Here is a 19,706-nt window from a genome sequence, read left to right on the forward strand (position 1 = left end):
CGCAGTGACATTCTGGAAGGACTGGCGTTGAAGATATTTGGACCGCTGTACGAGCGCACCATCGCCTGGGCGCGCCATCGCCACGCGCCCGCCCTGCTGACCGGCCTGAGTTTTGCCGAGGCGGTGGTGTTCCCGGTGCCGCCGGAAGTGATGCTGGCGCCGATGTGCCTGGCCCAGCGGCGACGTGCGTTCTGGTTCGCCACGCTGAGCCTGGCCGGCTCGATGGTCGGCGCACTGCTGGGCTACGCGCTGGGACACTTCGCCTACGAACTGGTCAAACCGCTGCTGACGTCGCTGGGCTGGATCGACCGCATCGACGCGCAGGTCACGCAGTTGCGCGAGATCGCCGCGAACTCGCCGTGGAAGGCGTTCTGGCTGCTGGTTCTGGCCGGGTTCACGCCGATTCCGTTGAAGATATTCACCTGGGCGTCGGGCATCGTCGGTATACCGGTCTTGCCGTTCATGGCCAGCATGTTCGTTGGCCGCGGCAAGCGCGTGTATCTGATTGCGCTGGCAATCCGCCTGGGCGGCGAGCGCGCGGAAGCGGCGCTGCGCCGTTACATCGAGCCGATCGGCTGGGCTGCCTCGGTCCTGCTGCTGGCGGCACTGGCATGGCTGGTCTGGAAGGCACAGTTCGCAGGATGAGCGCACGCACGACACGAGCACGAATGTCCGCCGCATCGCGCCAGCTCCTGGTGGCGGCGCTGGTCGTGGCCGCGCTGGCCGGATGCGCCAGCACGAAGGTGATCCGCACACCCGGCAGCGGCGCGACCACGGTCAAGCCGTCGGTTCCCAAATACGGCAAGACCGTGGTGGTGCAACGCGGCGACACCATGTACCGCGTGGCCTCCAGCAATGGCATCCGCGCGGTCGACCTGGCGGCATGGAACGGCATTCCGGCGCCTTACACGATCTACCCGGGCCAGCGCTTGCGCCTGTATCCGCCGCAGGCCGGCTCCGGCAGCGCGACCGGCACGGCAGGCGGCACTGTCGCGACCCGGCCGGTGCCTGCAACCAAGCCGCCTGCGACCACGCCGCGTCCGCCGACTGCCACCGCACCGCCGCCCAGCGCGCCACCGGCGGCGCCGGTTGCCAGTGGCTTCAACTGGCGCTGGCCGGCCGATGGCCAGCTGATCGGACGCTACGTCGCCGGCGAGCCGACCAAGCAGGGCATCGACATCGCCGGCAGCAGCGGTGCGCCGGTGCGTGCGGCTGCCGACGGCGTGGTGGTGTACTCGGGTTCGGGCCTGGTCGGTTACGGCGAGCTGATCATCATCAAGCACAACGAGCAGTGGCTGTCGGCCTATGGCCACAACCGCAATCGTCTGGTCAACGAGGGTCAGCTGGTGAAGGCTGGTCAGCAGATCGCGGAGATGGGCCGCAGTGGTGCGCCGCGCGAGATGCTTCACTTCGAGGTGCGCTACAACGGCAAGCCGGTCGACCCGCTGCTGTATCTGCCGAAGAAGTAACGTCGTCCCGGCGAAGGTCGCGCATCCGCTCCCACCGTCGTCCCGGCGAACGCCGGGACCCATTTTGACTTTGCCGTTGCTCCTGATCGTACGGGGCAACATCTACAGCTTCCGCCACTAAAGCGGCGGCTTGCTTCTGCGCAATGCCAAATCCCCCTTCACCGTCATTCCCGCGAAGGCGGGAACCCAGTGACTTCGAGCGACGACAAGCGCAAAAGCGTCATCCCCGCGAAGGCGGGGATCCATGGACGTTGATCTCACTTGGGCCAGGAGCAACAGCAAATGGATCCGGCGTTCGCCGGGATGACGGTGATGGGGTGGGTGCGTTGCGGGCCTGGGTCCCGGCGTTCGCCGGGACGACGTGATGGGTGGGTGCGCTGCGGACTGGATCCGCGTTCGTGTAAAGACTGGACACATGGTTTACAGGTGTGCCAAGACATGGTTTACACCTGCGGCGGTTGACCCTCAGGGCGTCCGTTCGAACACGAATGCCGCGACCACGCGCCGGCCTTCGCCGGCCAGCACGTTGAACGTGCGCGCAGCGGCGGCATTGGTCATGGTTTCCAGGCCGACGCCGCGGCCGAGGCAGGCGGCCAGAACCGCGGCGGTCGGGAATACCTGGGTCGCGCCGCTGCCGAACAGGATCACTTCCGGATCCAGCGCCAGCACCGGTTCCAGGTCCTGTGGCGTGATCGCCTTGGCCTCACGCACCGGCCAGTCTTCGATCAGCTGGTCGGGAGAGAGAACGAAACTGGCGTACAGGCGCCGATCGTTGACCAGCGCCGAGGTGCCGTCGGCGGCACGCAGGTAGAACGACTGGTCGGGGTGTTCGAGGTTGAGCTGCATCGGCTGCTCGTCGACTCAGAGGCTCGGCGGCCGTGTGTCAGGCCCGCGGCAGCACGATCTGGCGACGGTCCTGGCTGGGCTTGTACAGGATCGCGGTATGGCCGATGCGCTGCACCAGGGCCGCCTCGGTGCGCAGGGCGATGTCGTCGATCATGGCGTCGCGGGCGTCGCGATCCTCGGCGGCGACCTTGATCTTGATCAGCTCGTGATGCTCCAGGGCCAGGGCGACCTCGGCGATCAGCGACTCGGTCACGCCCTTGCCGCCAACCTGCAGCATGGCCTTCAGATCATGGGCCTGGCCGCGCAGGAAACGGGTCTGGGCGGCGGTCAGGACGGTCTGCATTGGGGCACGGGGAGCTTGGGGGTGGGTTGCGCAGGGTATCATGACCGCCCCCCACGGGCCCCACGGCCCACTCACGCCCCCGCTTCTTACACGGCAGCCCCCCACGCCCGATGGCGACTCGCAGCAAATCCAGCCAGCGCTGGCTCAAGGAACACTTTTCCGACCCCTTCGTGAAGAAGGCCAAGGCGGAAGGGCTGCGTTCGCGCGCCGCTTACAAGCTCGAAGAGCTGGTCGAGCGTGACCGGCTGCTGAAGCCCGGAATGGTCGTGGTCGACCTCGGCGCTGCTCCGGGCGGGTGGTCGCAGTGGCTGCGCGGCGAGCTCGACCGCCTCGATCCGGCCCGGCCGGGCCGGGTGATCGCCCTGGACATCCTCGAGATGCCCTCGCTGGCCGGGGTCGAGTTCCTTCATGGCGATTTCAGGGAGGATGAGGTCCTGGCGCGGCTGGTGGCCTCGCTGGACGGCCAGCGCGTGGACCTTGTCCTGTCGGATATGGCCCCCAATAAGAGCGGTGTGGATGCGGTCGACATGCCGCGGGCAATGTACCTGTCCGAACTGGCGATGGACTTCGCCGACCAGCACCTGCGTACCGGCGGCAACTTCCTGATCAAGCTGTTCCAGGGAGTGGGCTTCGACGAGTACGTCAAGGAGCTGCGGCGACGCTACGACAAGGTCGTGATCCGCAAGCCGGAGGCGTCGCGCAAGCGCTCGCCCGAGGTGTACGCGCTGGCACAGGGCAAGCGCGCGGTTATGAAGTAAGGTGCGACAACCCCGAGATGTACAGGCGCTCCGGCGCCGCCCCCGCTGTAACCACGCCATGAGGGCGACAGGTAGGAATTGATGAACGACTTGGCCAAGAATCTGCTGCTCTGGGTAATCGTCGCCGTCGTATTGATGGTGGTGTTCCAGGCGTTCGGACCGCGCGCGGCAGGGGCCGAAACCCTGGCCTACGACCAGTTCGTCCAGCAGGTGCAGCAGGACCGGGTGAAGGAGGTCAAGATCGGCGACGATCGGACGACCATCAACGGTGAGCGCAAGGACGGCAGCAAGTTCGTCACCTACAGCCCCGGCGACGAATACCTCATCAACGACCTGATCTCGCACAAGGTCGCCATCGACCAGGCGCCGCCGCAGAGCGGGCCGTCGCTGCTGTACATCATCATCAACGTCCTGCCCTGGCTGCTGTTCATCGGCATCTGGGTGTATTTCATGCGGCAGATGCAGCAGGGCGGCAGCAAGGGCGCGATGAGCTTCGGCCGTTCGCGCGCCAAGCTGCAGGGCGAGGACCAGGTCAAGGTGACCCTGGCCGACGTCGCCGGCTGCGATGAAGCCAAGGAAGAAGTCGGCGAACTCGTCGAGTTCCTGCGTGACCCGTCCAAGTTCCAGAAGCTCGGCGGCAAGATTCCGCGTGGCGTGCTGATGGTCGGCCCGCCGGGCACCGGCAAGACCCTGCTCGCCCGCGCCATCGCCGGCGAAGCGAAGGTGCCGTTCTTCAGCATTTCCGGTTCCGACTTCGTCGAGATGTTCGTCGGCGTCGGCGCCAGCCGCGTGCGCGACATGTTCGAGCAGGCCAAGAAGCATGCGCCCTGCATCATTTTCATCGACGAGATCGACGCGGTCGGCCGCCATCGCGGCGCCGGTCTTGGCGGCGGTCATGACGAGCGCGAGCAGACCCTGAACCAGTTGCTGGTCGAGATGGACGGCTTCGAGGGTGGCGAGGGCGTGATCGTGATCGCCGCGACCAACCGTCCCGACGTGCTCGACCCGGCGCTGCTGCGCCCGGGCCGTTTCGACCGCCAGGTCGTGGTCGGCCTGCCGGACGTGAAGGGCCGCGAGCAGATCCTGCGCGTGCACATGCGCAAGCTGCCGCTGCACGACGACGTCGAGCCGATGACCATCGCCCGCGGCACCCCGGGTTTCTCCGGCGCCGACCTGGCCAACCTCTGCAACGAGGCGGCCCTGTTCGCGGCGCGCGAGAACGCCAAGGACGTGCGCATGGAGCACTTCGACAAGGCGCGCGACAAGATCCTGATGGGCGCCGAGCGCCGCTCGATGGCGATGAGCGAGGACGAGAAGAAGCTGACCGCCTACCACGAGGCCGGCCACGCCATCGTCGGTCGCATGGTTCCCGAGCACGATCCGGTCTACAAGGTCACGATCATCCCGCGCGGTCGCGCGCTGGGCGTGACCATGTACCTGCCCGAGGGCGACAAGTACAGCTACAACCGCACCGCCATCGAGTCGCAGCTGTGCTCGCTGTACGGCGGTCGCGTCGCCGAGGAGCTGATCTTCGGTGTCGACAAGGTCACCACCGGCGCTTCCAACGACATCGAGCGTGCGACCAAGATGGCGCGCAACATGGTCACCAAGTGGGGCCTGTCCGAACTGGGTCCGATCACCTTCGGCGAGGAAGAGGACGAGGTGTTCCTGGGCCGGTCGGTGACGCAGCACAAGAATGTCTCCAACGAGACTGCGCGCAAGATCGACGAGGTCGTGCGCGACATTCTCGACAGGGCCTACGGTCGCACCACGGAAATCCTCAAGGGCAACCTCGACAAGCTGCACGCGATGGCCGATGCGTTGCTGCTGTACGAGACCATCGATGCGCACCAGATCGACGACATCATGGCCGGCCGCGTGCCGGGCCCGCCGGCGGACTGGTCGAAGTCGGGCAAGACCTCGAAGGACGACGGCGAGCGTCCGGGTGCGATCGGCGGGCCTGCGGCGCAGACCTGATCGGATCGGATGACGATGCAATGAGAGGGCCGGGGTGATTCCCGGCCCTTTTCTTTGCTGACGGTTTCCATCTGCGGAACGGCGCCGTCCGCCGGGCCGGGGATTGCTCCGCCCCTTCGTCGGACATCCTGTCCGAAGGCCGGGCGTGGGCCATCCATGGCCCACTGCTGCGCAATCCCCGGCCCGGCGGACGACGCTTCGGCATTTCGTTGCATGGTCTTCGGCGGCCCTCACCCCAACCCCTCTCCCGTAAACGGGAGAGGGGCTAAGGAAGACCGTCATCCCCGCGAAGGCGGGGACCCAGCGTCGTTGCTCTGATGCTCGTCATTCCCGCGAAGGCGGGAACCCATGGACGTTGCTTGAAACCCCGGAGGTTCCGCCAGCACCGCCACCGGGCTACCCTGCGCACGCACATCCCAGGAAGCCCGCGCATGTTCGACACCACCCTCACCCTCGACTGCAACGGCCGTCCGCTGGTGCTCGATCGCCCGCGCGTGATGGGCATCGTCAACGTCACCCCGGACTCGTTCTCCGATGGCGGCGCACACGACACGCTGGATGCGGCGGTCGCACACGGCTTGCGGCTGGCGGAAGAGGGCGCCGACCTCCTCGACATCGGCGGCGAATCAACCCGTCCCGGTTCCGATGGCGTCTCGCTGGAGGAAGAACTGCGTCGCACGATTCCGGTAATCGAGCGACTGGTCCGCGAAACGACGTTGCCGATCAGCATCGACACCTCCAAGCCCGAGGTGATGCGCGCGGCCGTGCAGGCCGGTGCCGGCATGATCAACGACGTCTACGCGCTGCGCCGCGAAGGCGCGCTCGACGCTGCAGCGAGCCTGCGCGTACCGGTGGTGCTGATGCACATGCAGGGCGAGCCGCGTTCGATGCAGCAGTCGCCGCAGTACGACGACGTCGTCGCGCAAGTGCATCGCTTCCTCGCCGAGCGCATATTCGCAGCCGAGATGGCCGGCATCCCGAAGAAGAACATCGTCGTCGATCCGGGTTTCGGATTCGGCAAGGACACGCAGCACAACCTGGCGTTGCTCGCGCAACTCGAGCGCTTCGCCGAACTCGGCGTGCCGGTCCTCGCCGGGTTCTCGCGCAAGAAGACCATCGGCGAGATCACCGGACGTGCGCAGCCGGGCGAGCGCGTGCACGGTTCGGTGGCTGCGCACCTCATCGCCGCGCAGCGTGGTGCCAAGCTGGTGCGCGTGCACGATGTCGCCGCGACCGTGGATGCACTGAAAGTGTGGAGCGCGCTGTCGGCGCAGAAGCTGCCGAGGGCGAAAGCCACGCCATCGATGCCGAAGTGGCCTGACGACGAGTAGCCGCGCGACGCGCACAAGTCAACGTTTTTCGCTGGTCAATTCTTCGCCATGCCGGTTGCGTCCCTTGCGCCGCAAGGCCCACGGCATTCGCTCCACACTACTGTCCGCAGGCTTGTCCACAGGCGATGTGGATAGAAGCACGAGCGACTGCCGCCGACGCCGAACCGGCCCTGCAAGTCAACCTTTTTCGCTGGTCAATTGTTCGCCACCCCTCTTGCATTGCTTGTGCGGCAAGGCGCGCAGCGTTGTCTCCACACAACTGTCCGCAGGCTTGTCCACAGGGTTTGTGGATAGAGTGCGTGGCCTTGCGGGAAGGGCTTGCGCGCTGACGAATTTGTCGGGACGTATCGAGGCTGAAGCCGCTCCCGCACATTCTCGAGCGCATGCCGAATTCGTGCGCCAAGTCAACAAATTTCGCCGGTCAATTTTTCGCCAAGCTGGCGCAGGCCCCGTTGCAGCAGCCTGTCCGCCATCTGCACACATCGCTGTCCGCAGGCTTGTCCACAGGGCTTGTGGACAGCGCGACAGGGCTGGCGAAAAAATCGACAAGCACCCGGGAAGCGTTGCGGGCAAAGGCGTGGAGCACGTTATCAACAGCCTTGCCCCAGTGCTTGCCCACAGCAACTGTGGAGGGCCGCACCGATGCTGCGTCGCGACACGGTTGCAGCGGTGACGGTTCCGCCGGGCCGGTGCCTGTGCGAGGCTACGCCTCCGCTACATCCGTGCCGTGCCATGCCTGCTGATCCGCGTCCGATTGCGATTGCCCTGATGGGCCCGACCGCTTCGGGCAAGACCGCGCTTGCACTGGAATGGGCGCAGCGCCACGGCGGCGAGATCGTCAGTGTCGATTCCGCCCTGGTCTATCGTCGGCTCGACATCGGCGCGGCCAAGCCCAGCGCCGACGAACTGGCCCGCGTGCCGCACCACCTGGTCGATCTGCGCGAACCCTGGCAGCCGTACTCGGCCGCCGAGTTCGCCGCGGACGCACGGCGGGCCCTGGACGACATCGTCGCCCGGGGGCGGTTGCCGATCCTCGCCGGTGGCACCGGTCTGTATTTCCATGCGCTGCTGCAGGGCCTGTCGCCGATGCCGGAGGCCGACGCGGCCACGCGTGCGCAACTGGAGGCCGAGGCCGGCGAGCGGGGGTGGGCGGCACTGCACGCCGATCTGGCCGCGATCGATCCGGTTGCCGCGGCCCGCATCCATGCCACCGATGCCCAGCGGATCCAGCGTGCGCTGGAGGTCTACAGATTGTCCGGCCGCAGCATCAGCGACTGGCGGCGCGACCGCGCGCAGGTACCGCGCCTGCCCCTGAGGGTGCTCAAGCTGGTGCTGGCACCGGACGACCGCGCGCTGCTGCATGCGCGCATCGAGCGCCGCTTCGACCAGATGCTGGCCGATGGCTTCCTTGACGAAGTCAGGGCCCTGCGCGCGTTGCCGGAACTGATCGCCCAGCCGCGGCCCCTGGAGCTGCCGGCCCTGCGCGCGGTCGGGTACCGCCAGGCCTGGGAGCACCTGGACGGTGCCAGTCCGGCGGCGCGGATGCGCGAGCTGGGCGTCTTCGCCACCCGCCAGCTGGCCAAGCGCCAGCTGACCTGGCTGCGCGGCGAGCTGGATGCGCAGTGGTTCGACCCGCAACGGCAGCGCCCCGCGCTGGAGCAGGCCAGGGCGATGTTCATGGACGGCGCGACCGGGGTTTGACTCGGGCAAAGGGTGCAGCAGGTGCGGGTGCGCCCGGGGGGTTTGCGCTACCATCGAACCCGGTCGCCGCTGTGGGGACAGGTTCCGGCGACTGCGGCCGGCTTAGCCACGCCGCCCTTATAACTAGAACGAGTTGGGGAACTACACCATGTCCAAGGGACAATCTTTGCAGGATCCTTTCCTGAATGCGTTGCGCCGCGAACGCGTGCCGGTTTCGGTTTACCTCGTCAACGGCATCAAGCTGCAGGGCACCATTGAGTCGTTCGACCAGTTCGTGGTGCTGTTGCGCAACACCGTGAGCCAGATGGTCTACAAGCACGCGATCTCCACCGTCGTGCCGGCGCGCAATGTCCGCGTCGGGCCGGGCGGCGGCTATGTGCAATCCTCCGAGGGCGAAGGCGAAGGCCCCGCCGACGAGACCGAGTAAGCCTGGTGGGAGGGGCTTCAGCCCCGATCGGTCAGCCACCTCAAGCCTGGATCCCTGCCAATGTCGGCGGGGACTGGTTCATTGCCCCCGCGGAGCCCTTGTTTGCCGGGCCCGTCATGCCCATCTTGTGATCCAGTCCCCCGCTCAGGCATGACCCCGCTTGTTTGAAAGATCCCGCAAAGGCGAACACGCGCTATTGATCCAGCCCCATGCCGGCGGTCCGCCGGACGAGGGTCTGCTGGAGGAGTTCGCCGACCTGGCCCGCTCGGCCGGTGCCACGGTGGCGGCGGTGCTGACCGCGCGCATCGACCGGCCGAACGCGGCGATGCTGATCGGCAGCGGCAAGCTGGAAGAGGTCAGGGCCGCGGCCGAAGCCACCGGCGCCGACCTGATCCTGATCAACCATCCGCTCTCGCCCGGCCAGGAGCGCAATCTCGAACGCGAACTCAAGCGCCGGGTGGTCGACCGCACCGGTTTGATCCTCGACATCTTCGCCCAGCGTGCGCACAGCCACGACGGCAAGCTGCAGGTCGAGCTGGCGCAGCTCAAGCACATGGCGACCCGGCTGGTTCGCGGCTGGACCCATCTGGAGCGACAGCGCGGTGGTTCGATCGGCCTGCGCGGTCCGGGTGAAACCCAGCTGGAAACCGACCGCCGCCTGCTGCAGAAGCGCATGGAGCAGTTGCAGAAGCGCCTGGAAAAGGTCGAAGTGCAGCGCACCCAGATGCGCCGTGCACGCATGCGCAGCGAGATGCCGCGCGTGGCCCTGGTCGGCTATACCAATGCCGGCAAGTCGACGTTGTTCAATGCCATGACCGGAGCGGAGGCCTACGCCGCCGACCAGTTGTTCGCCACGCTCGATCCGACCGTGCGTCGCATCGAGTTGTCGGGCGGCAACGTGGTGCTGGCCGATACCGTCGGCTTCGTCCGCGACCTGCCGCACGAACTGGTGGCCGCGTTCCGCTCGACCTTGTCGGAAGCGCGCGAGGCCGACCTGCTGATCCATGTGGTTGACGCTGCGGACCCGTTGCGCGACGAGCGCATCGCCCAGGTCGACGCCGTGCTCAAGGACATCGGCGCCGGCGACCTGCCGCAGCTGCTGGTGTTCAACAAGATCGACAAGCTCGGCAACGGCGACGAGCCGGTGCAGCCGCGCCTGGATCGCCCGGCCGAAGGGCGCATGCGGGTGTGGCTGTCGGCGCGCGACGGTCGCGGCTTGGAATTGTTGCGCGAAGGCCTGGCCGAAGCGCTGGAACTGCGCCACGTCAGCGGTGAGCTGCGCCTGCCGCCGCAGGCGGCGCGCCTGCGTGCACGCCTGCACGAGTTGGGCGCGGTCCGCGGCGAGGATCACGACGAACACGGCTGGGTGATCAATGTCGACCTGGCACTGGCCGACGCCCAGCGTCTGTTCGTACAGGCTCACGGCGAGGTCCTCAGGCCCCTTTTGCCGGCCGAAGAGAGCGATGATGCCGCCTGAGCGGGCCGTCGCCTTGCTTGAGCCCCGTCGCACCCCCACCTAGAATCGACCCACGCCCGCATTGCTGAACGCGGTTGCGGACGTATCCCCTTCTTGGAGCAGGCATGGCCTGGAACACACCTGGCAGTGACAATTCCGGCGGTTCGAATGGTCGAACCCCGCGGCGCAGACCCAACGGCCGCGGCCTGGATGCCTTGCTCGATCCCTTGCGCGGCCTCTTTGGCGGTGGCGCGGGAGGTGGCGGCAACATCCTGCGCTGGGTCGGCATAGTCGTTGGCCTGTGGCTGGTGTTCAACTGCTTCGTACTGGTGACCGAGCAGGAGCGCGGCGTGGTCCTGCGCTTCGGCCAGTTCTCGCGCGTGCTGCAGCCGGGCCCGCACTTCAAGGCGCCGTGGCCGATCGAACGCGTGACCAAGGTCAACGCCACGCAGAGCAACGCCTACAGCGATACCGTGCCGGTGTTCACCCGTGACGCCAACATGGTCAACGTCGAGATCAACGTGCAGTACCGCATCGGCGATGCGCAGATGTACCTGTTCGGTTCGCGCGATGCCGACCGGGTGCTCAAGGAAGCGGCGCAGAGTGCGGTGCGCGAACAGGTCGGCCGTTCCGATCTGGACACCGTCCTCAACGCGCGCTCGGAGCTGACCGTCACCGTGCGCCAGCGCTTGCAGGCGTCCTTGCAGGACTACCGTACCGGCCTGGTCGTGACCGAGCTGAACCTGCCCAACGCGCGTCCGCCGGACGAGGTCAAGGACGCGTTCGACGAAGTCCAGCGCGCCGCCGCCGACAAGACCACCGCGATCAACCAGGCCCAGGCCTACGCCAAGCAGGTCGTGCCGGAAGCGCGCGGTGAGGCGTCGCGCGTGCGCACCGCGGCCGAAGGTTACAAGACCTCCTCGGTCGCCCGCGCCGAAGGCGACGCCAACCGCTTCTCGTTGCTGGTCGATCAGTACAAGGCCGCGCCGGACGTCACCCGCAAGCGCCTGTGGCTGGACACGTTGCAGGATGTACTGAGCGACAACCGCAAGATCATCGGCGGCGACTCGCGCCAGCTGATCTACGTGCCGATGCCCGACAAGCGCAGCGGTTCGGCCACGACGGGTACTCCGTTGCTGACGCCGGACCTGTTGCCCCCGACCATTACCACCGAGCCCGGCGACAGCGGTCGCGGCGCACGACCGACCCGGCCGACCGGTCGCGATGAGGTGACGCGATGAGATTCTCTCTGTGGATTGCCGCGGTGGTTGCAGCGCTGTTCGCGTTGCTCGGCTCGATGTTCGTGGTCACCGAGGGTCGTACCGCGATCGTGCTCAACCTCGGTCGCGTGGTGCGCACCGACATTGGTCCGGGCCTGCACTTCAAGTGGCCGCTGGTCGAGACGGCGCGCGTGTTCGACCGTCGCCTGCAGGTGCTCGATGCCGAGCCCGAGCGCTACCTGACCGCCGACAAGCAGAACGTCAGCGTCGACTTCTTCGCGCTGGGCCGTATCGAGAATTCGCGCGCTTTCTACCGCGCCACCGGTGGTGACGAGGTCACCGCGGTCGATCGTCTGGCGCCGATCATCAAGGATTCGCTGCGCAACGAGATCAATGCGCGCACGCTGCAGCAGGTCGTTTCCGGCGATCGCACGTCGGTGATCGGCAAGCAGCTCGATGCGATCAACGTCGGTGCTGCCACGCTCGGCGTGAAGATCGTCGACATCCGCATCAAGCGCATCGAACTGCCGCAGGACAGCAACGTGCTCGGTTCGGTCTACAACCAGATGCGCAGCCAGCGTCTGCAGGTGGCCAGCCAGCTGCGCGCCGAAGGCGTCGAGCAGGCCCAGGCGATCCGCGCCCAGGCCGATCGCGAGAAGCTGGTGATCGTGGCCGAGGCCGAGCGCGATGCGCAGAAGCTGCGCGGCGAGGGCGATGCCGAGGCCACGCGTCTGTATGCGCAGGCGGCCAACCGGGATCCGTCCTTCTATGCGTTCCAGCGCAGTCTGGAGGCGTACCGCAAGGCGTTCGCCGATGGCGAGGGCGTGATCGTGCTCGACCGCGACGATCCGTTCCTGCAGTACCTCAAGTCGGACCGCTGATCGGGCGCGCCTGAACCATGCTGCTGGAGCTGTTGTCGGCGGTGTGCCTGGTGGCGGTGCTGGAGGGGTTGTTCCTCTTCGTCGCCCCGCGCGGGTGGAAGCGCGCCGCCGAGCAGCTGCACGCGTTGCCGGACCGGCATCTGCGGGTGGTCGGGGCGGTCGTGGTGGGGTTGGGGCTGCTGTCCTTGTGGCTGGTGCGGCTGTAGTTCACTAGGCGTCGATGCGCGTAGATGCGAAAAGCGTCGGCTGCGGATGGGCGTCGTCCGCTGGGCCGGGGATTGCTCCGCCCCTCAGGACGCCATCCTGGCTTTATTCGGGGCGCGGGCCATCCATGGCCCGCTGCTCCGCAATCCCCGACCCAGCGGACGACGCTCTGCCAAGTCGTCGCCCGGTCTTCGTCATTGGGTGTTAAGCCCCTCTCCCGCGCGCGGGAGAGGGGTTGGGGTGAGGGCAGCCGCGAGGCAGGCGTGAGGGCGGCGCGAAGACCCCCACCCAATCTGTCCAATCCCGCTTCCGGGGTGGCCCCCGTCCCCTAAAACCCGGATAATGCACAAAAGCCGGACGGGGCCCTGTGCCCCGCCGGCTTTCTTGCTGTTTGCGCGTCCCTCCCGATGAGGCGTCCGCGGCAGCCCGGCCTTGGGCCGGTTCTCAATGCAACGCAGTCAGGAGCTTGGCAATGGGTCAGTCAGTCGTCGTTCTCGGTGCCCAATGGGGCGATGAAGGCAAGGGCAAGATCGTCGATCTGCTCACCAAGGAGATCGGCGCCGTCGTGCGCTTCCAGGGTGGCCACAATGCCGGTCACACCCTCGTCATCGGCGGCAAGAAGACCGTCCTGCATCTGATTCCGTCCGGCATCCTGCGCCCCGACGCGCTGTGCCTGATCGGCAACGGCGTGGTGCTGTCACCGGCGGCGCTGCAGAAGGAAATCGGCGAGCTCGAAAGCAACGGCGTGGAAGTGCGTTCGCGCCTGAAGATCAGCCCGGCCACGCCGCTGATCATGCCGTACCACATCGCCCTGGATCAGGCCCGCGAGAAGGCCGCCGGCGGCAAGGCCATCGGTACCACCGGTCGCGGCATCGGTCCGGCCTATGAGGACAAGGTGGCGCGTCGCGGTATCCGCATTGCCGACCTGCATTACCCGCAGCAGCTCGCCGAGAAGCTGCGCAGCACGATGGATTACCACAACTTCGTCCTGACCAAGTACCTGGGCGTGGACGCGGTCGACTTCCAGCAGACGCTCGACGAGGCGCTGGCCTTCGGCGAGTACGTGGAGCCGATGAAGTCTGATGTCGCCGGCATCCTTCACGAGCTGCGCAAGCAGGGTAAGCGCGTGCTGTTCGAAGGCGCGCAGGGTTCGCTGCTCGACATCGACCATGGCACCTATCCGTACGTGACTTCGTCCAACACCACGGTCGGCGGCGCGTATGCCGGTACCGGCGTGGGCGCGGACGCGATCGACTACGTGCTCGGCATCGCCAAGGCCTACGCCACGCGCGTGGGTGGTGGTCCGTTCCCGACCGAGCTCGACGACGACGTCGGTCAGGGTCTGCGTGATCGCGGCGCCGAGTACGGTGCCACCACCGGCCGTCCGCGTCGCTGCGGCTGGATGGATATCGTCGCGCTGCGTCGTGCGGTCGCGGTCAATGGCATCACCGGTCTGTGCATCACCAAGCTCGACGTGCTCGACGGCATGGAGAAGTTGAAGATCTGCATCGCCTATGAGTACCGCGGCAAGCGCACCGAGTACGCACCGCTCGATGCGGCCGGTTGGGAAGAGTGCACGCCGGTGTACCTGGAGTTCCCGGGCTGGGAAGAGAACACCCACAACGTCACCGAGTGGGACAAGCTGCCGGCCGCTGCGCGTGCTTACCTGCGCGCGCTGGAAGAGCTGGCGGGCTGCCCGCTGGCGATCGTCTCGACCGGTCCGGACCGCGACGCCAACATCGTGCTGCAGGATCCGTTCGCCTGATCGGTTGCGCGGCGTGGAAAAAGCCCCGCGAAATGCGGGGTTTTTTTTGGTTCTTCCCTTTGCGTGAAGCTTGGCGTTGCTTGTCGTCCCGAACGCAGTGAGGGACCTGCTGTTCTTGTTGCTGTTGCGTGCTGGGCTTGCGTCTGCGGCGGACGACGCTTCGGCATTTCGTTGCATGGTCTTCGGCGGCCCTCACCCCAACCCCTCTCCCGCAAGCGGGAGAGGGGCTTTGCGACGTTCGCCCGGTCGGCGCAGTCAGTGCTTCGGATACAGCAGCGTGAAAACAAACCGCAGGCCCCACTCGGCGCCGCTGTCGGGTGCTTCGGCGTAATAGCGCACGCCGCCGGCATAGCTGACCAGTTGACTGCCGATCTTGCCCACCTTGCTATAGCTGAAGTTGATCGGCACCGTCCACTGCTCCGCCTTCCAGTCGTAGGTCGATTCCAGGTTGGCGCTCAGCGTGCGGCCTTGGCCCAGCCCTCTCGACAGGAACGGTTGCAGGAAGGTGCTGCTGATGTCGGTGCGATCGTCGTCGCCGGCGAATGACCACACATGATTGACCAGTGCGCCGTAAGTCCAGCCGGCTTCGGTCTGCTTGAGTACCACCGCGGTCGGGCCTGCGCCCCACTTGTCGGCGCCGAGCAGATCGTCGCTGGCGGTGGGCAGGTAGAGCACGGGTCCGACGCCCCAGATCCATCCGGAACCTGTCGGCGCCTTGGGCGAGAAAAAGAACGATTGCAACACATCGCCGGTTCCGAACTGGCTACCGGCGCCGGGAAAGATGTCGTCCTGGTACACGATCGGAAGGATCGTGCGAGAGATCAGGTTCCAGTCCTCACCGATCGAGATCGGGACCACCGGCTGCACGTTGAGGTAGGTCTTGCTGCCGTCATCGTCGGGGCCGATGCCATCGTCCCAGTTCAACTGCAAAGGCACGCTGATCAGGCTGGCGACGGGATTGGACAGCTGCTTGGCCAGTTCGTCCGCGTCCTGCGCATGCACCGCTGGACAAGGCCATGCCGCGAACAACGCGAGAGAGGTGGCCGCAGCAATCGCCTTCATCGTGACTTCCCTGGTCGACTGGGCGAAGCGTGCCCGGCGCACCCGCTGGTGCGCCTTCCAGAAGAATCACGGCGCTTTGCTTCAGCGCGGCGGCTGTCCTGTCAGGCCCTGCTCGACGATGCGCAGCACGTCGGCCAGGCTGACGCCGAACGAGCCGGCCCTGCCGGCATCGAACGCCTGTTTCCATTCGGCATAGCCCTTGAGGTAGGCCGGGTAGGGCGGCTGCTCGCCCTCGTAGCTGATCGCGCTGGCTTCCAGCGTCGCCCGCGTCACCGGCAGGTGCGGCAGTTCGGTCAGCATTCCCGACGGCAGGCCCGGGTGACGGATCTTCACGTTGCGGACGGTGACGTGGAAGATCTCGCCGCCGAGCGGATGCAGGTCGACGCGGTTGATCAGCAGCGTCGGTGTCTCGGCCAGCGTGCGGCCGGTGCAGCGCCAGAGCTGGCCTGCGGCGAAGTCGGGGGTGGTGCTCATGCGGAAGTCCAGGCGGATCGTGATCGGGAATGATGCCCCGACCCGCCACGGCGGCGCGATGCCGAAACGGGCCGAATGCCGGGATCGCCTGCGCTGCCGCGGAGCTGAATGGGATGCGGCGCGGCCTGAGCTACTCGACGATGGCGAGGGGCCCGTTCTCTCGCTGTCGTTGAGGCTTTTCTTATGGACACAGCGATCACTTTCGTGAGCTCCTCCAAGCCATTGAGGCCCCGCGCACTGCTCGGTTCTGATCGCACCACCGGTATCGACTGAATGGAATGGAATTGACATGAAAGCTTGGATTCGTATTTCGGCGCTGACACTCGCTCTGGGCACGAGCACTGTGGCTGCCAACCAGCCGACTGCCTCGCCTGCTTCCGGGCCTGTAAGGACCTTGGGCACCATGGTGGTCGGCGCGAATCAATCAGGTCCCGCCATTTGGGAGTTCACCCGAGGCGGCAAGCGGGTCTGGGTACTCGGGACGTTTCCGCTCTTGCCCGATGGACTGAAATTCAATGCGTCTGGAATTGAAGCCAGGATCGCGAAATCTGGCGTGGTTCTCGGATCGCCCGGGCTGGTTGTCGGGGCAAACATCGGCCTCTTTCGCGGCTTGACACTTTGGCCGTCGATACATCGTGCAAAATTCAATCCTGACAATCGATCATTGCAGGACGTCCTTTCACCGGCCACATACGCCAAGTGGAAAGCCGCACGATCCATGCTTCTTGGAGACCGCGAAGATACCGATCGTCTCCGGCCGATGTACGCCGCATACGAGCTATTCAAAGCCGCTGTTGAGCAGACACACACGTCGATGGCCAGCGCTGCTGGCGCCGTCATCGAGCGAACTGCAAAGAAGCAGAATGTGCCGCGTGCCGATGCTCGTTTTCGTCTGGCCATTCAGGAGCCGAAGGATGCCGTCACGCAGTTCAACGTGTCCGGCACCGATGACATTCAATGTCTTGAGGAAACTCTGGACAGAATTCAGCCGTTCATGCGGACGTCCTCAATTCGTGGGGATGCGTGGGCCAGCGGTGACATCCCGCGCCTTTCCGAAATCTCGGAAAGTGGCAGCGAGTTGAGCTTCTGTTGGGCTCGCCTTACCAATCAAGCCATCGGCGTCCAGCAGGGTTTTGCGGACATTGATCGTCAAGTGGATGCAAGGTGGCTCGAGGAACTGCGGACCGCCCTTGCAAGTCACGACACTGTGTTCACCGCGTTGGCGGTGAAGGAGTTGATTGGCTCCACCGGACTGGCCGCTGCCCTCCAGCGCGACGGTTTCCAGATGACAGCTCCTGATATCGCCAGCCACTTGACTGCCAATCCGTGAGGTTCTCGGATACCGCCGCTATGGCTCGCGAAGCGACCTCAGTCCCCTGATGGCTCCCGGTTGCCGGCCCGCGCAGCCAGCGGTGACGGCACACCTTCCCAGTGCGCCCGCTCGACCACCTTCGGCTGCTCGGGGTCGGCTTCGTAGTTGGGCGACATGATCTGCACGCCGGCCTCGTTGAACGCGTCCTGGATGTTGGCGTGCAGTTCGGTCAGCACGAACGGACGCAGCACCGGTTCCAGGATGCGCGCGCGCAGCTTGTACTCGACGTAGAAGTCCGACAGCGCGGTCTGCAGGACATACGGCGCCGGCGTCGCCTGGATCTTCGCGGTTTTCGCCGCGGCATCGAGCAGCAGGCGGTGCACCTGGCGCCAGGGCGAGTCGTAGCCGATGGTCACGCCGGTCTCCAGCCACAGGCCCGGGCCGTCCGGGTTGCGCGAGTAGTTGTGCAGCTGGCCGCCGAGCACGACGTTGTTGGGGATGCTGATCTCCACGCCCATCAGGTTGCGCAGGCGGGTGGTGAAGAGTCCGATCTGCAGGACCACGCCGTCGACCTCGCCGATCCGGACCAGGTCGCCGACCGCCATCGTGCGCGCATAGAGCAGCGTGAACCCGCCGGCGGCCTGGCCGACGATGCTCGACGCGCCCAGCGAGATCATCAGGCCGACCAGCACGCTCAGGCCCTTGAACGCGTCGGTCTGCGCGCCGGGCAGGTAGGGATAGGCCATCGCCACGGCGAACAGCCAGATCACCGCCACCAGCAGCTTGCGGGTGGGTTCGGCCAGCTGGTCATCGATGCCGAACAACTGGAAGCGACCGCTCTGCACGGCGCGAAAGGTCATGCTCAGGGTCTGGGTGAGGACGCGGGCGAGGAACAGGATCACGAATGCCGCAACCAGGCCGGGGACCGCGCCGGCAATCGCCTGGCCCCAGCCCGACAGCAGGTCGACGATCCAGCCGGTCATGCGTTGCGACCACGGCTGGGTGAAGCCGAACTGGCCGAGTACGAAGCGCAGCCACTCCTCCAGCACCAGCAGCGCGATCAGCCACAGCACCAGGCGTTTGAACCAGTTGACGAAGCTGCGCAGGCTGGTCACGACGTGGCGCGTGGACTCCTGGCGCAGCGTCTGCACGCGGATCTCGATCCAGCGCTGGAATCGCGATTCGATCTGCCGACGCAGCCAAAGCAGCACGAGCATCGCCAGCACGGCGACCCCGGTCGCCAGCAATGACATGAGCACGCCGTTGAGCAGTTGCCGCGGCGCGCGGTCGCGTTCGGCCGCCTGCACCGCTTCGCTCAGGTTGCGCGCGATCTCGGCGCGGGCCTGGGCCATGGTCTGGTGGTTCAGTGCGTCCAGGTCGGCGGGCGTGAACATCGCCACCAGTTGCCCGCCCAGCAGCACCAGCGAGCCCTGCGGGATATTCTCGAATGCCACCGCGGGCGTGCCCGGCCGCTGCACCACCTGCTCGATATTGGCTTCGGCGGTGCGCGCACGCAGCTCGGGCGGGCGGCCGAGCAGGGTGCTGCGCAAGGTCATGATGTCGCGGTTGAAGAATTTGACCGTCGCCTCGGTGGCAGGCGGCGGCGTCGGCGTTGCAGCGTCCGTCGTGGCGGTGATGCCGGTCTGCGCAGGGGGAGGGGCCGCGGTCGCTGCCGGCGCCAGGCCCGCCAGCACGGCGGCGAGGATCAGCGCACGCATGCGGCGGCCAGGTCCAGGTCGCGCGACAAGATCGTTTCCTGTGCTCACCCAACGTCCTGGCATTGGAATCCCCGGCGGCGCGTGGCCGCGGTCACGTACCGCGACTGCACGTCCTGTTTACAGCACGCCCTGTTTACCGCACAACGACGTCAAGGGCGCGTGGCGACGGCCAGGCGGGGCTCAGTCGATCCGGTACACCCGCGCCTTGGGCATGTCCTCGTCGACCTGCAGGAACCAGCGTCCGGCCAGGCCGGGGACCACCACGATCTCGGGCGCGTCCAGGGGCTTGCGCAGTTTCATGCTGCCCTTGAGCACCTTCCACTGCTGGCCGTTCTCCAGCTCGAACACGGTGCCGGGCTCCCAGCCATCGACCGATCCCTTGAGCCGGCTGCGGATCGGTTGGCTGCCGAGATCGGCCGATTCGTGCTGCGTCGCAGTCTCCTCGCGCGCGGCGGCGGGCGCCGGAGCCGGTGCCTGGGCGGCGGCGGTCTCCTGCGCCGGGGCCTCGCGCAGCAGCCGGTTCAGCGTTTCCAGCTGGGCGGGCGACAGGCCCACCTCGCGCAATTGCGCGGGCGTGAGGCGCTGCTCGATCGGAACGTAGGCCTGCTGTGCCGCCGCTGCCCATGGCGCCAGCAATGCCAGGGTCAAAACCGCCATCGCCTTGAAGCGCATCGCCTGGGACTGCATGGGGCCTCCACCGTTCGGGACCGCCCGATGATGCCAGCAGCGGGCGACACGTGCATGGCGCCTGTGGGAGCGAGC

General features: G+C 66.6%; 19 protein-coding genes. 13 read left to right on the top strand and 6 right to left on the bottom strand.

Going from position 1 to position 19,706, the window contains the following annotated elements; all coding sequences use genetic code 11:
• Window positions 1–27 precede the first annotated feature (27 nt).
• Both AC3A3X_RS15190 and AC3A3X_RS15195 read left to right on the top strand, forming a co-directional pair.
• The gene (locus AC3A3X_RS15190; protein ID WP_487583861.1) at window positions 28–645 is read left to right on the top strand and encodes a YqaA family protein; all 618 of its coding nucleotides are present in this window, start codon (window positions 28–30) and stop codon (window positions 643–645) included.
• On the top strand, window positions 642–1,469 hold the full coding sequence (locus AC3A3X_RS15195; RefSeq protein ID WP_487583862.1) for a peptidoglycan DD-metalloendopeptidase family protein: 828 nt from the start codon (window positions 642–644) through the stop codon (window positions 1,467–1,469). Before AC3A3X_RS15190 ends, AC3A3X_RS15195 begins: the two co-directional genes overlap by 4 nt.
• 465 nt (window positions 1,470–1,934) lie before the next feature.
• On the opposite strand, the gene AC3A3X_RS15200 is transcribed toward AC3A3X_RS15195, so the two are convergent.
• Together AC3A3X_RS15200 and yhbY are read right to left on the bottom strand one after the other, a co-directional pair.
• The gene (locus AC3A3X_RS15200; protein ID WP_487583863.1) at window positions 1,935–2,315 is read right to left on the bottom strand and encodes an Mth938-like domain-containing protein; all 381 of its coding nucleotides are present in this window, start codon (window positions 2,313–2,315) and stop codon (window positions 1,935–1,937) included.
• A gap of 37 nt (window positions 2,316–2,352) precedes the next feature.
• Window positions 2,353–2,658 carry a ribosome assembly RNA-binding protein YhbY gene (gene yhbY, locus AC3A3X_RS15205; protein ID WP_200609392.1) on the bottom strand — a complete coding sequence of 102 codons (306 nt, stop codon included), beginning with the start codon at window positions 2,656–2,658 and terminating at the stop codon, window positions 2,353–2,355.
• 110 nt (window positions 2,659–2,768) lie between these two features.
• Between yhbY and rlmE the strand changes: the two genes are divergently transcribed.
• The 10 genes from rlmE (at window position 2,769) to AC3A3X_RS15255 (ending at window position 14,378) form a co-directional block, all read left to right on the top strand.
• Window positions 2,769–3,416 carry a 23S rRNA (uridine(2552)-2'-O)-methyltransferase RlmE gene (gene rlmE / locus AC3A3X_RS15210; protein WP_487583864.1) on the top strand — a complete coding sequence of 216 codons (648 nt, stop codon included), beginning with the start codon at window positions 2,769–2,771 and terminating at the stop codon, window positions 3,414–3,416.
• A gap of 81 nt (window positions 3,417–3,497) precedes the next feature.
• Entirely contained in the window at window positions 3,498–5,393 is a 1,896-nt protein-coding gene (gene ftsH / locus AC3A3X_RS15215; RefSeq protein WP_487583865.1) for an ATP-dependent zinc metalloprotease FtsH, read from the top strand.
• Between the two features lie 431 nt (window positions 5,394–5,824).
• Window positions 5,825–6,724, top strand: a complete 900-nt coding sequence (gene folP, locus AC3A3X_RS15220; protein ID WP_487583866.1) for a dihydropteroate synthase — start codon at window positions 5,825–5,827, stop codon at window positions 6,722–6,724.
• Between the two features lie 732 nt (window positions 6,725–7,456).
• Entirely contained in the window at window positions 7,457–8,425 is a 969-nt protein-coding gene (miaA, locus tag AC3A3X_RS15225; RefSeq protein WP_487583867.1) for a tRNA (adenosine(37)-N6)-dimethylallyltransferase MiaA, read from the top strand.
• Window positions 8,426–8,573: 148 nt separating this feature from the next.
• Window positions 8,574–8,852 (top strand): RNA chaperone Hfq, encoded by a 279-nt coding sequence (hfq, locus tag AC3A3X_RS15230; protein WP_487583868.1) that lies wholly within the window; start codon window positions 8,574–8,576, stop codon window positions 8,850–8,852.
• Between the two features lie 160 nt (window positions 8,853–9,012).
• On the top strand, window positions 9,013–10,329 hold the full coding sequence (gene hflX / locus AC3A3X_RS15235; protein ID WP_487583869.1) for a ribosome rescue GTPase HflX: 1,317 nt from the start codon (window positions 9,013–9,015) through the stop codon (window positions 10,327–10,329).
• Window positions 10,330–10,433: 104 nt separating this feature from the next.
• On the top strand, window positions 10,434–11,549 hold the full coding sequence (gene hflK / locus AC3A3X_RS15240) for an FtsH protease activity modulator HflK (protein ID WP_487583870.1): 1,116 nt from the start codon (window positions 10,434–10,436) through the stop codon (window positions 11,547–11,549).
• Entirely contained in the window at window positions 11,546–12,409 is an 864-nt protein-coding gene (gene hflC / locus AC3A3X_RS15245; RefSeq protein WP_386700714.1) for a protease modulator HflC, read from the top strand. The genes hflK and hflC overlap by 4 nt, the downstream gene beginning before the upstream one ends.
• A 17-nt stretch (window positions 12,410–12,426) precedes the next feature.
• Entirely contained in the window at window positions 12,427–12,615 is a 189-nt protein-coding gene (locus AC3A3X_RS15250) for a DUF2065 domain-containing protein (protein ID WP_158731711.1), read from the top strand.
• Window positions 12,616–13,085: 470 nt separating this feature from the next.
• Window positions 13,086–14,378, top strand: coding sequence for an adenylosuccinate synthase (locus AC3A3X_RS15255; RefSeq protein ID WP_487583871.1), 1,293 nt, complete (start codon window positions 13,086–13,088; stop codon window positions 14,376–14,378).
• Between the two features lie 255 nt (window positions 14,379–14,633).
• On the opposite strand, the gene AC3A3X_RS15260 is transcribed toward AC3A3X_RS15255, so the two are convergent.
• Together AC3A3X_RS15260 and AC3A3X_RS15265 are read right to left on the bottom strand one after the other, a co-directional pair.
• Window positions 14,634–15,440, bottom strand: a complete 807-nt coding sequence (locus AC3A3X_RS15260; RefSeq protein ID WP_487583872.1) for a transporter family protein — start codon at window positions 15,438–15,440, stop codon at window positions 14,634–14,636.
• An 81-nt stretch (window positions 15,441–15,521) separates the two neighbouring features.
• Window positions 15,522–15,914, bottom strand: a complete 393-nt coding sequence (locus AC3A3X_RS15265) for a hypothetical protein (protein ID WP_487583873.1) — start codon at window positions 15,912–15,914, stop codon at window positions 15,522–15,524.
• Window positions 15,915–16,203: 289 nt separating this feature from the next.
• On the opposite strand from AC3A3X_RS15265, the gene AC3A3X_RS15270 reads away from it, so the two are divergent.
• Window positions 16,204–17,244, top strand: coding sequence for a TraB/GumN family protein (locus tag AC3A3X_RS15270; RefSeq protein ID WP_487583874.1), 1,041 nt, complete (start codon window positions 16,204–16,206; stop codon window positions 17,242–17,244).
• Between the two features lie 38 nt (window positions 17,245–17,282).
• Here AC3A3X_RS15270 and AC3A3X_RS15275 read toward each other — a convergent pair whose 3' ends face one another.
• Window positions 17,283–18,944 (bottom strand): mechanosensitive ion channel family protein, encoded by a 1,662-nt coding sequence (locus AC3A3X_RS15275; protein WP_487583875.1) that lies wholly within the window; start codon window positions 18,942–18,944, stop codon window positions 17,283–17,285.
• Between the two features lie 180 nt (window positions 18,945–19,124).
• A complete protein-coding gene (locus AC3A3X_RS15280; RefSeq protein WP_487583876.1) occupies window positions 19,125–19,631 on the bottom strand; it encodes a hypothetical protein in 507 nt (168 codons plus the stop codon).
• Between the last annotated feature and the right edge of the window lie 75 nt (window positions 19,632–19,706).

The organism is Lysobacter sp. Soil_N_23, assembly GCF_057656135.1.

What these genes read in the sequence shown, in the direction of transcription:
- AC3A3X_RS15200 (WP_487583863.1), bottom strand. Translation starts at nt 2,315, where the DNA reads ATGCAGCTCAACCTCGAACACCCCGACCAGTCGTTCTACCTGCGTGCC.
- AC3A3X_RS15260 (WP_487583872.1), bottom strand. Translation starts at nt 15,440, where the DNA reads ATGAAGGCGATTGCTGCGGCCACCTCTCTCGCGTTGTTCGCGGCATGG.
- AC3A3X_RS15270 (WP_487583874.1), top strand. Translation starts at nt 16,204, where the DNA reads ATGAAAGCTTGGATTCGTATTTCGGCGCTGACACTCGCTCTGGGCACG.
- ftsH (WP_487583865.1), top strand. Translation starts at nt 3,498, where the DNA reads ATGAACGACTTGGCCAAGAATCTGCTGCTCTGGGTAATCGTCGCCGTC.
- rlmE (WP_487583864.1), top strand. Translation starts at nt 2,769, where the DNA reads ATGGCGACTCGCAGCAAATCCAGCCAGCGCTGGCTCAAGGAACACTTT.
- hflK (WP_487583870.1), top strand. Translation starts at nt 10,434, where the DNA reads ATGGCCTGGAACACACCTGGCAGTGACAATTCCGGCGGTTCGAATGGT.
- yhbY (WP_200609392.1), bottom strand. Translation starts at nt 2,658, where the DNA reads ATGCAGACCGTCCTGACCGCCGCCCAGACCCGTTTCCTGCGCGGCCAG.
- hfq (WP_487583868.1), top strand. Translation starts at nt 8,574, where the DNA reads ATGTCCAAGGGACAATCTTTGCAGGATCCTTTCCTGAATGCGTTGCGC.
- AC3A3X_RS15275 (WP_487583875.1), bottom strand. Translation starts at nt 18,944, where the DNA reads ATGCGTGCGCTGATCCTCGCCGCCGTGCTGGCGGGCCTGGCGCCGGCA.
- AC3A3X_RS15280 (WP_487583876.1), bottom strand. Translation starts at nt 19,631, where the DNA reads ATGCAGTCCCAGGCGATGCGCTTCAAGGCGATGGCGGTTTTGACCCTG.
- hflC (WP_386700714.1), top strand. Translation starts at nt 11,546, where the DNA reads ATGAGATTCTCTCTGTGGATTGCCGCGGTGGTTGCAGCGCTGTTCGCG.
- miaA (WP_487583867.1), top strand. Translation starts at nt 7,457, where the DNA reads ATGCCTGCTGATCCGCGTCCGATTGCGATTGCCCTGATGGGCCCGACC.
- AC3A3X_RS15255 (WP_487583871.1), top strand. Translation starts at nt 13,086, where the DNA reads ATGGGTCAGTCAGTCGTCGTTCTCGGTGCCCAATGGGGCGATGAAGGC.
- AC3A3X_RS15265 (WP_487583873.1), bottom strand. Translation starts at nt 15,914, where the DNA reads ATGAGCACCACCCCCGACTTCGCCGCAGGCCAGCTCTGGCGCTGCACC.
- AC3A3X_RS15195 (WP_487583862.1), top strand. Translation starts at nt 642, where the DNA reads ATGAGCGCACGCACGACACGAGCACGAATGTCCGCCGCATCGCGCCAG.
- folP (WP_487583866.1), top strand. Translation starts at nt 5,825, where the DNA reads ATGTTCGACACCACCCTCACCCTCGACTGCAACGGCCGTCCGCTGGTG.
- AC3A3X_RS15250 (WP_158731711.1), top strand. Translation starts at nt 12,427, where the DNA reads ATGCTGCTGGAGCTGTTGTCGGCGGTGTGCCTGGTGGCGGTGCTGGAG.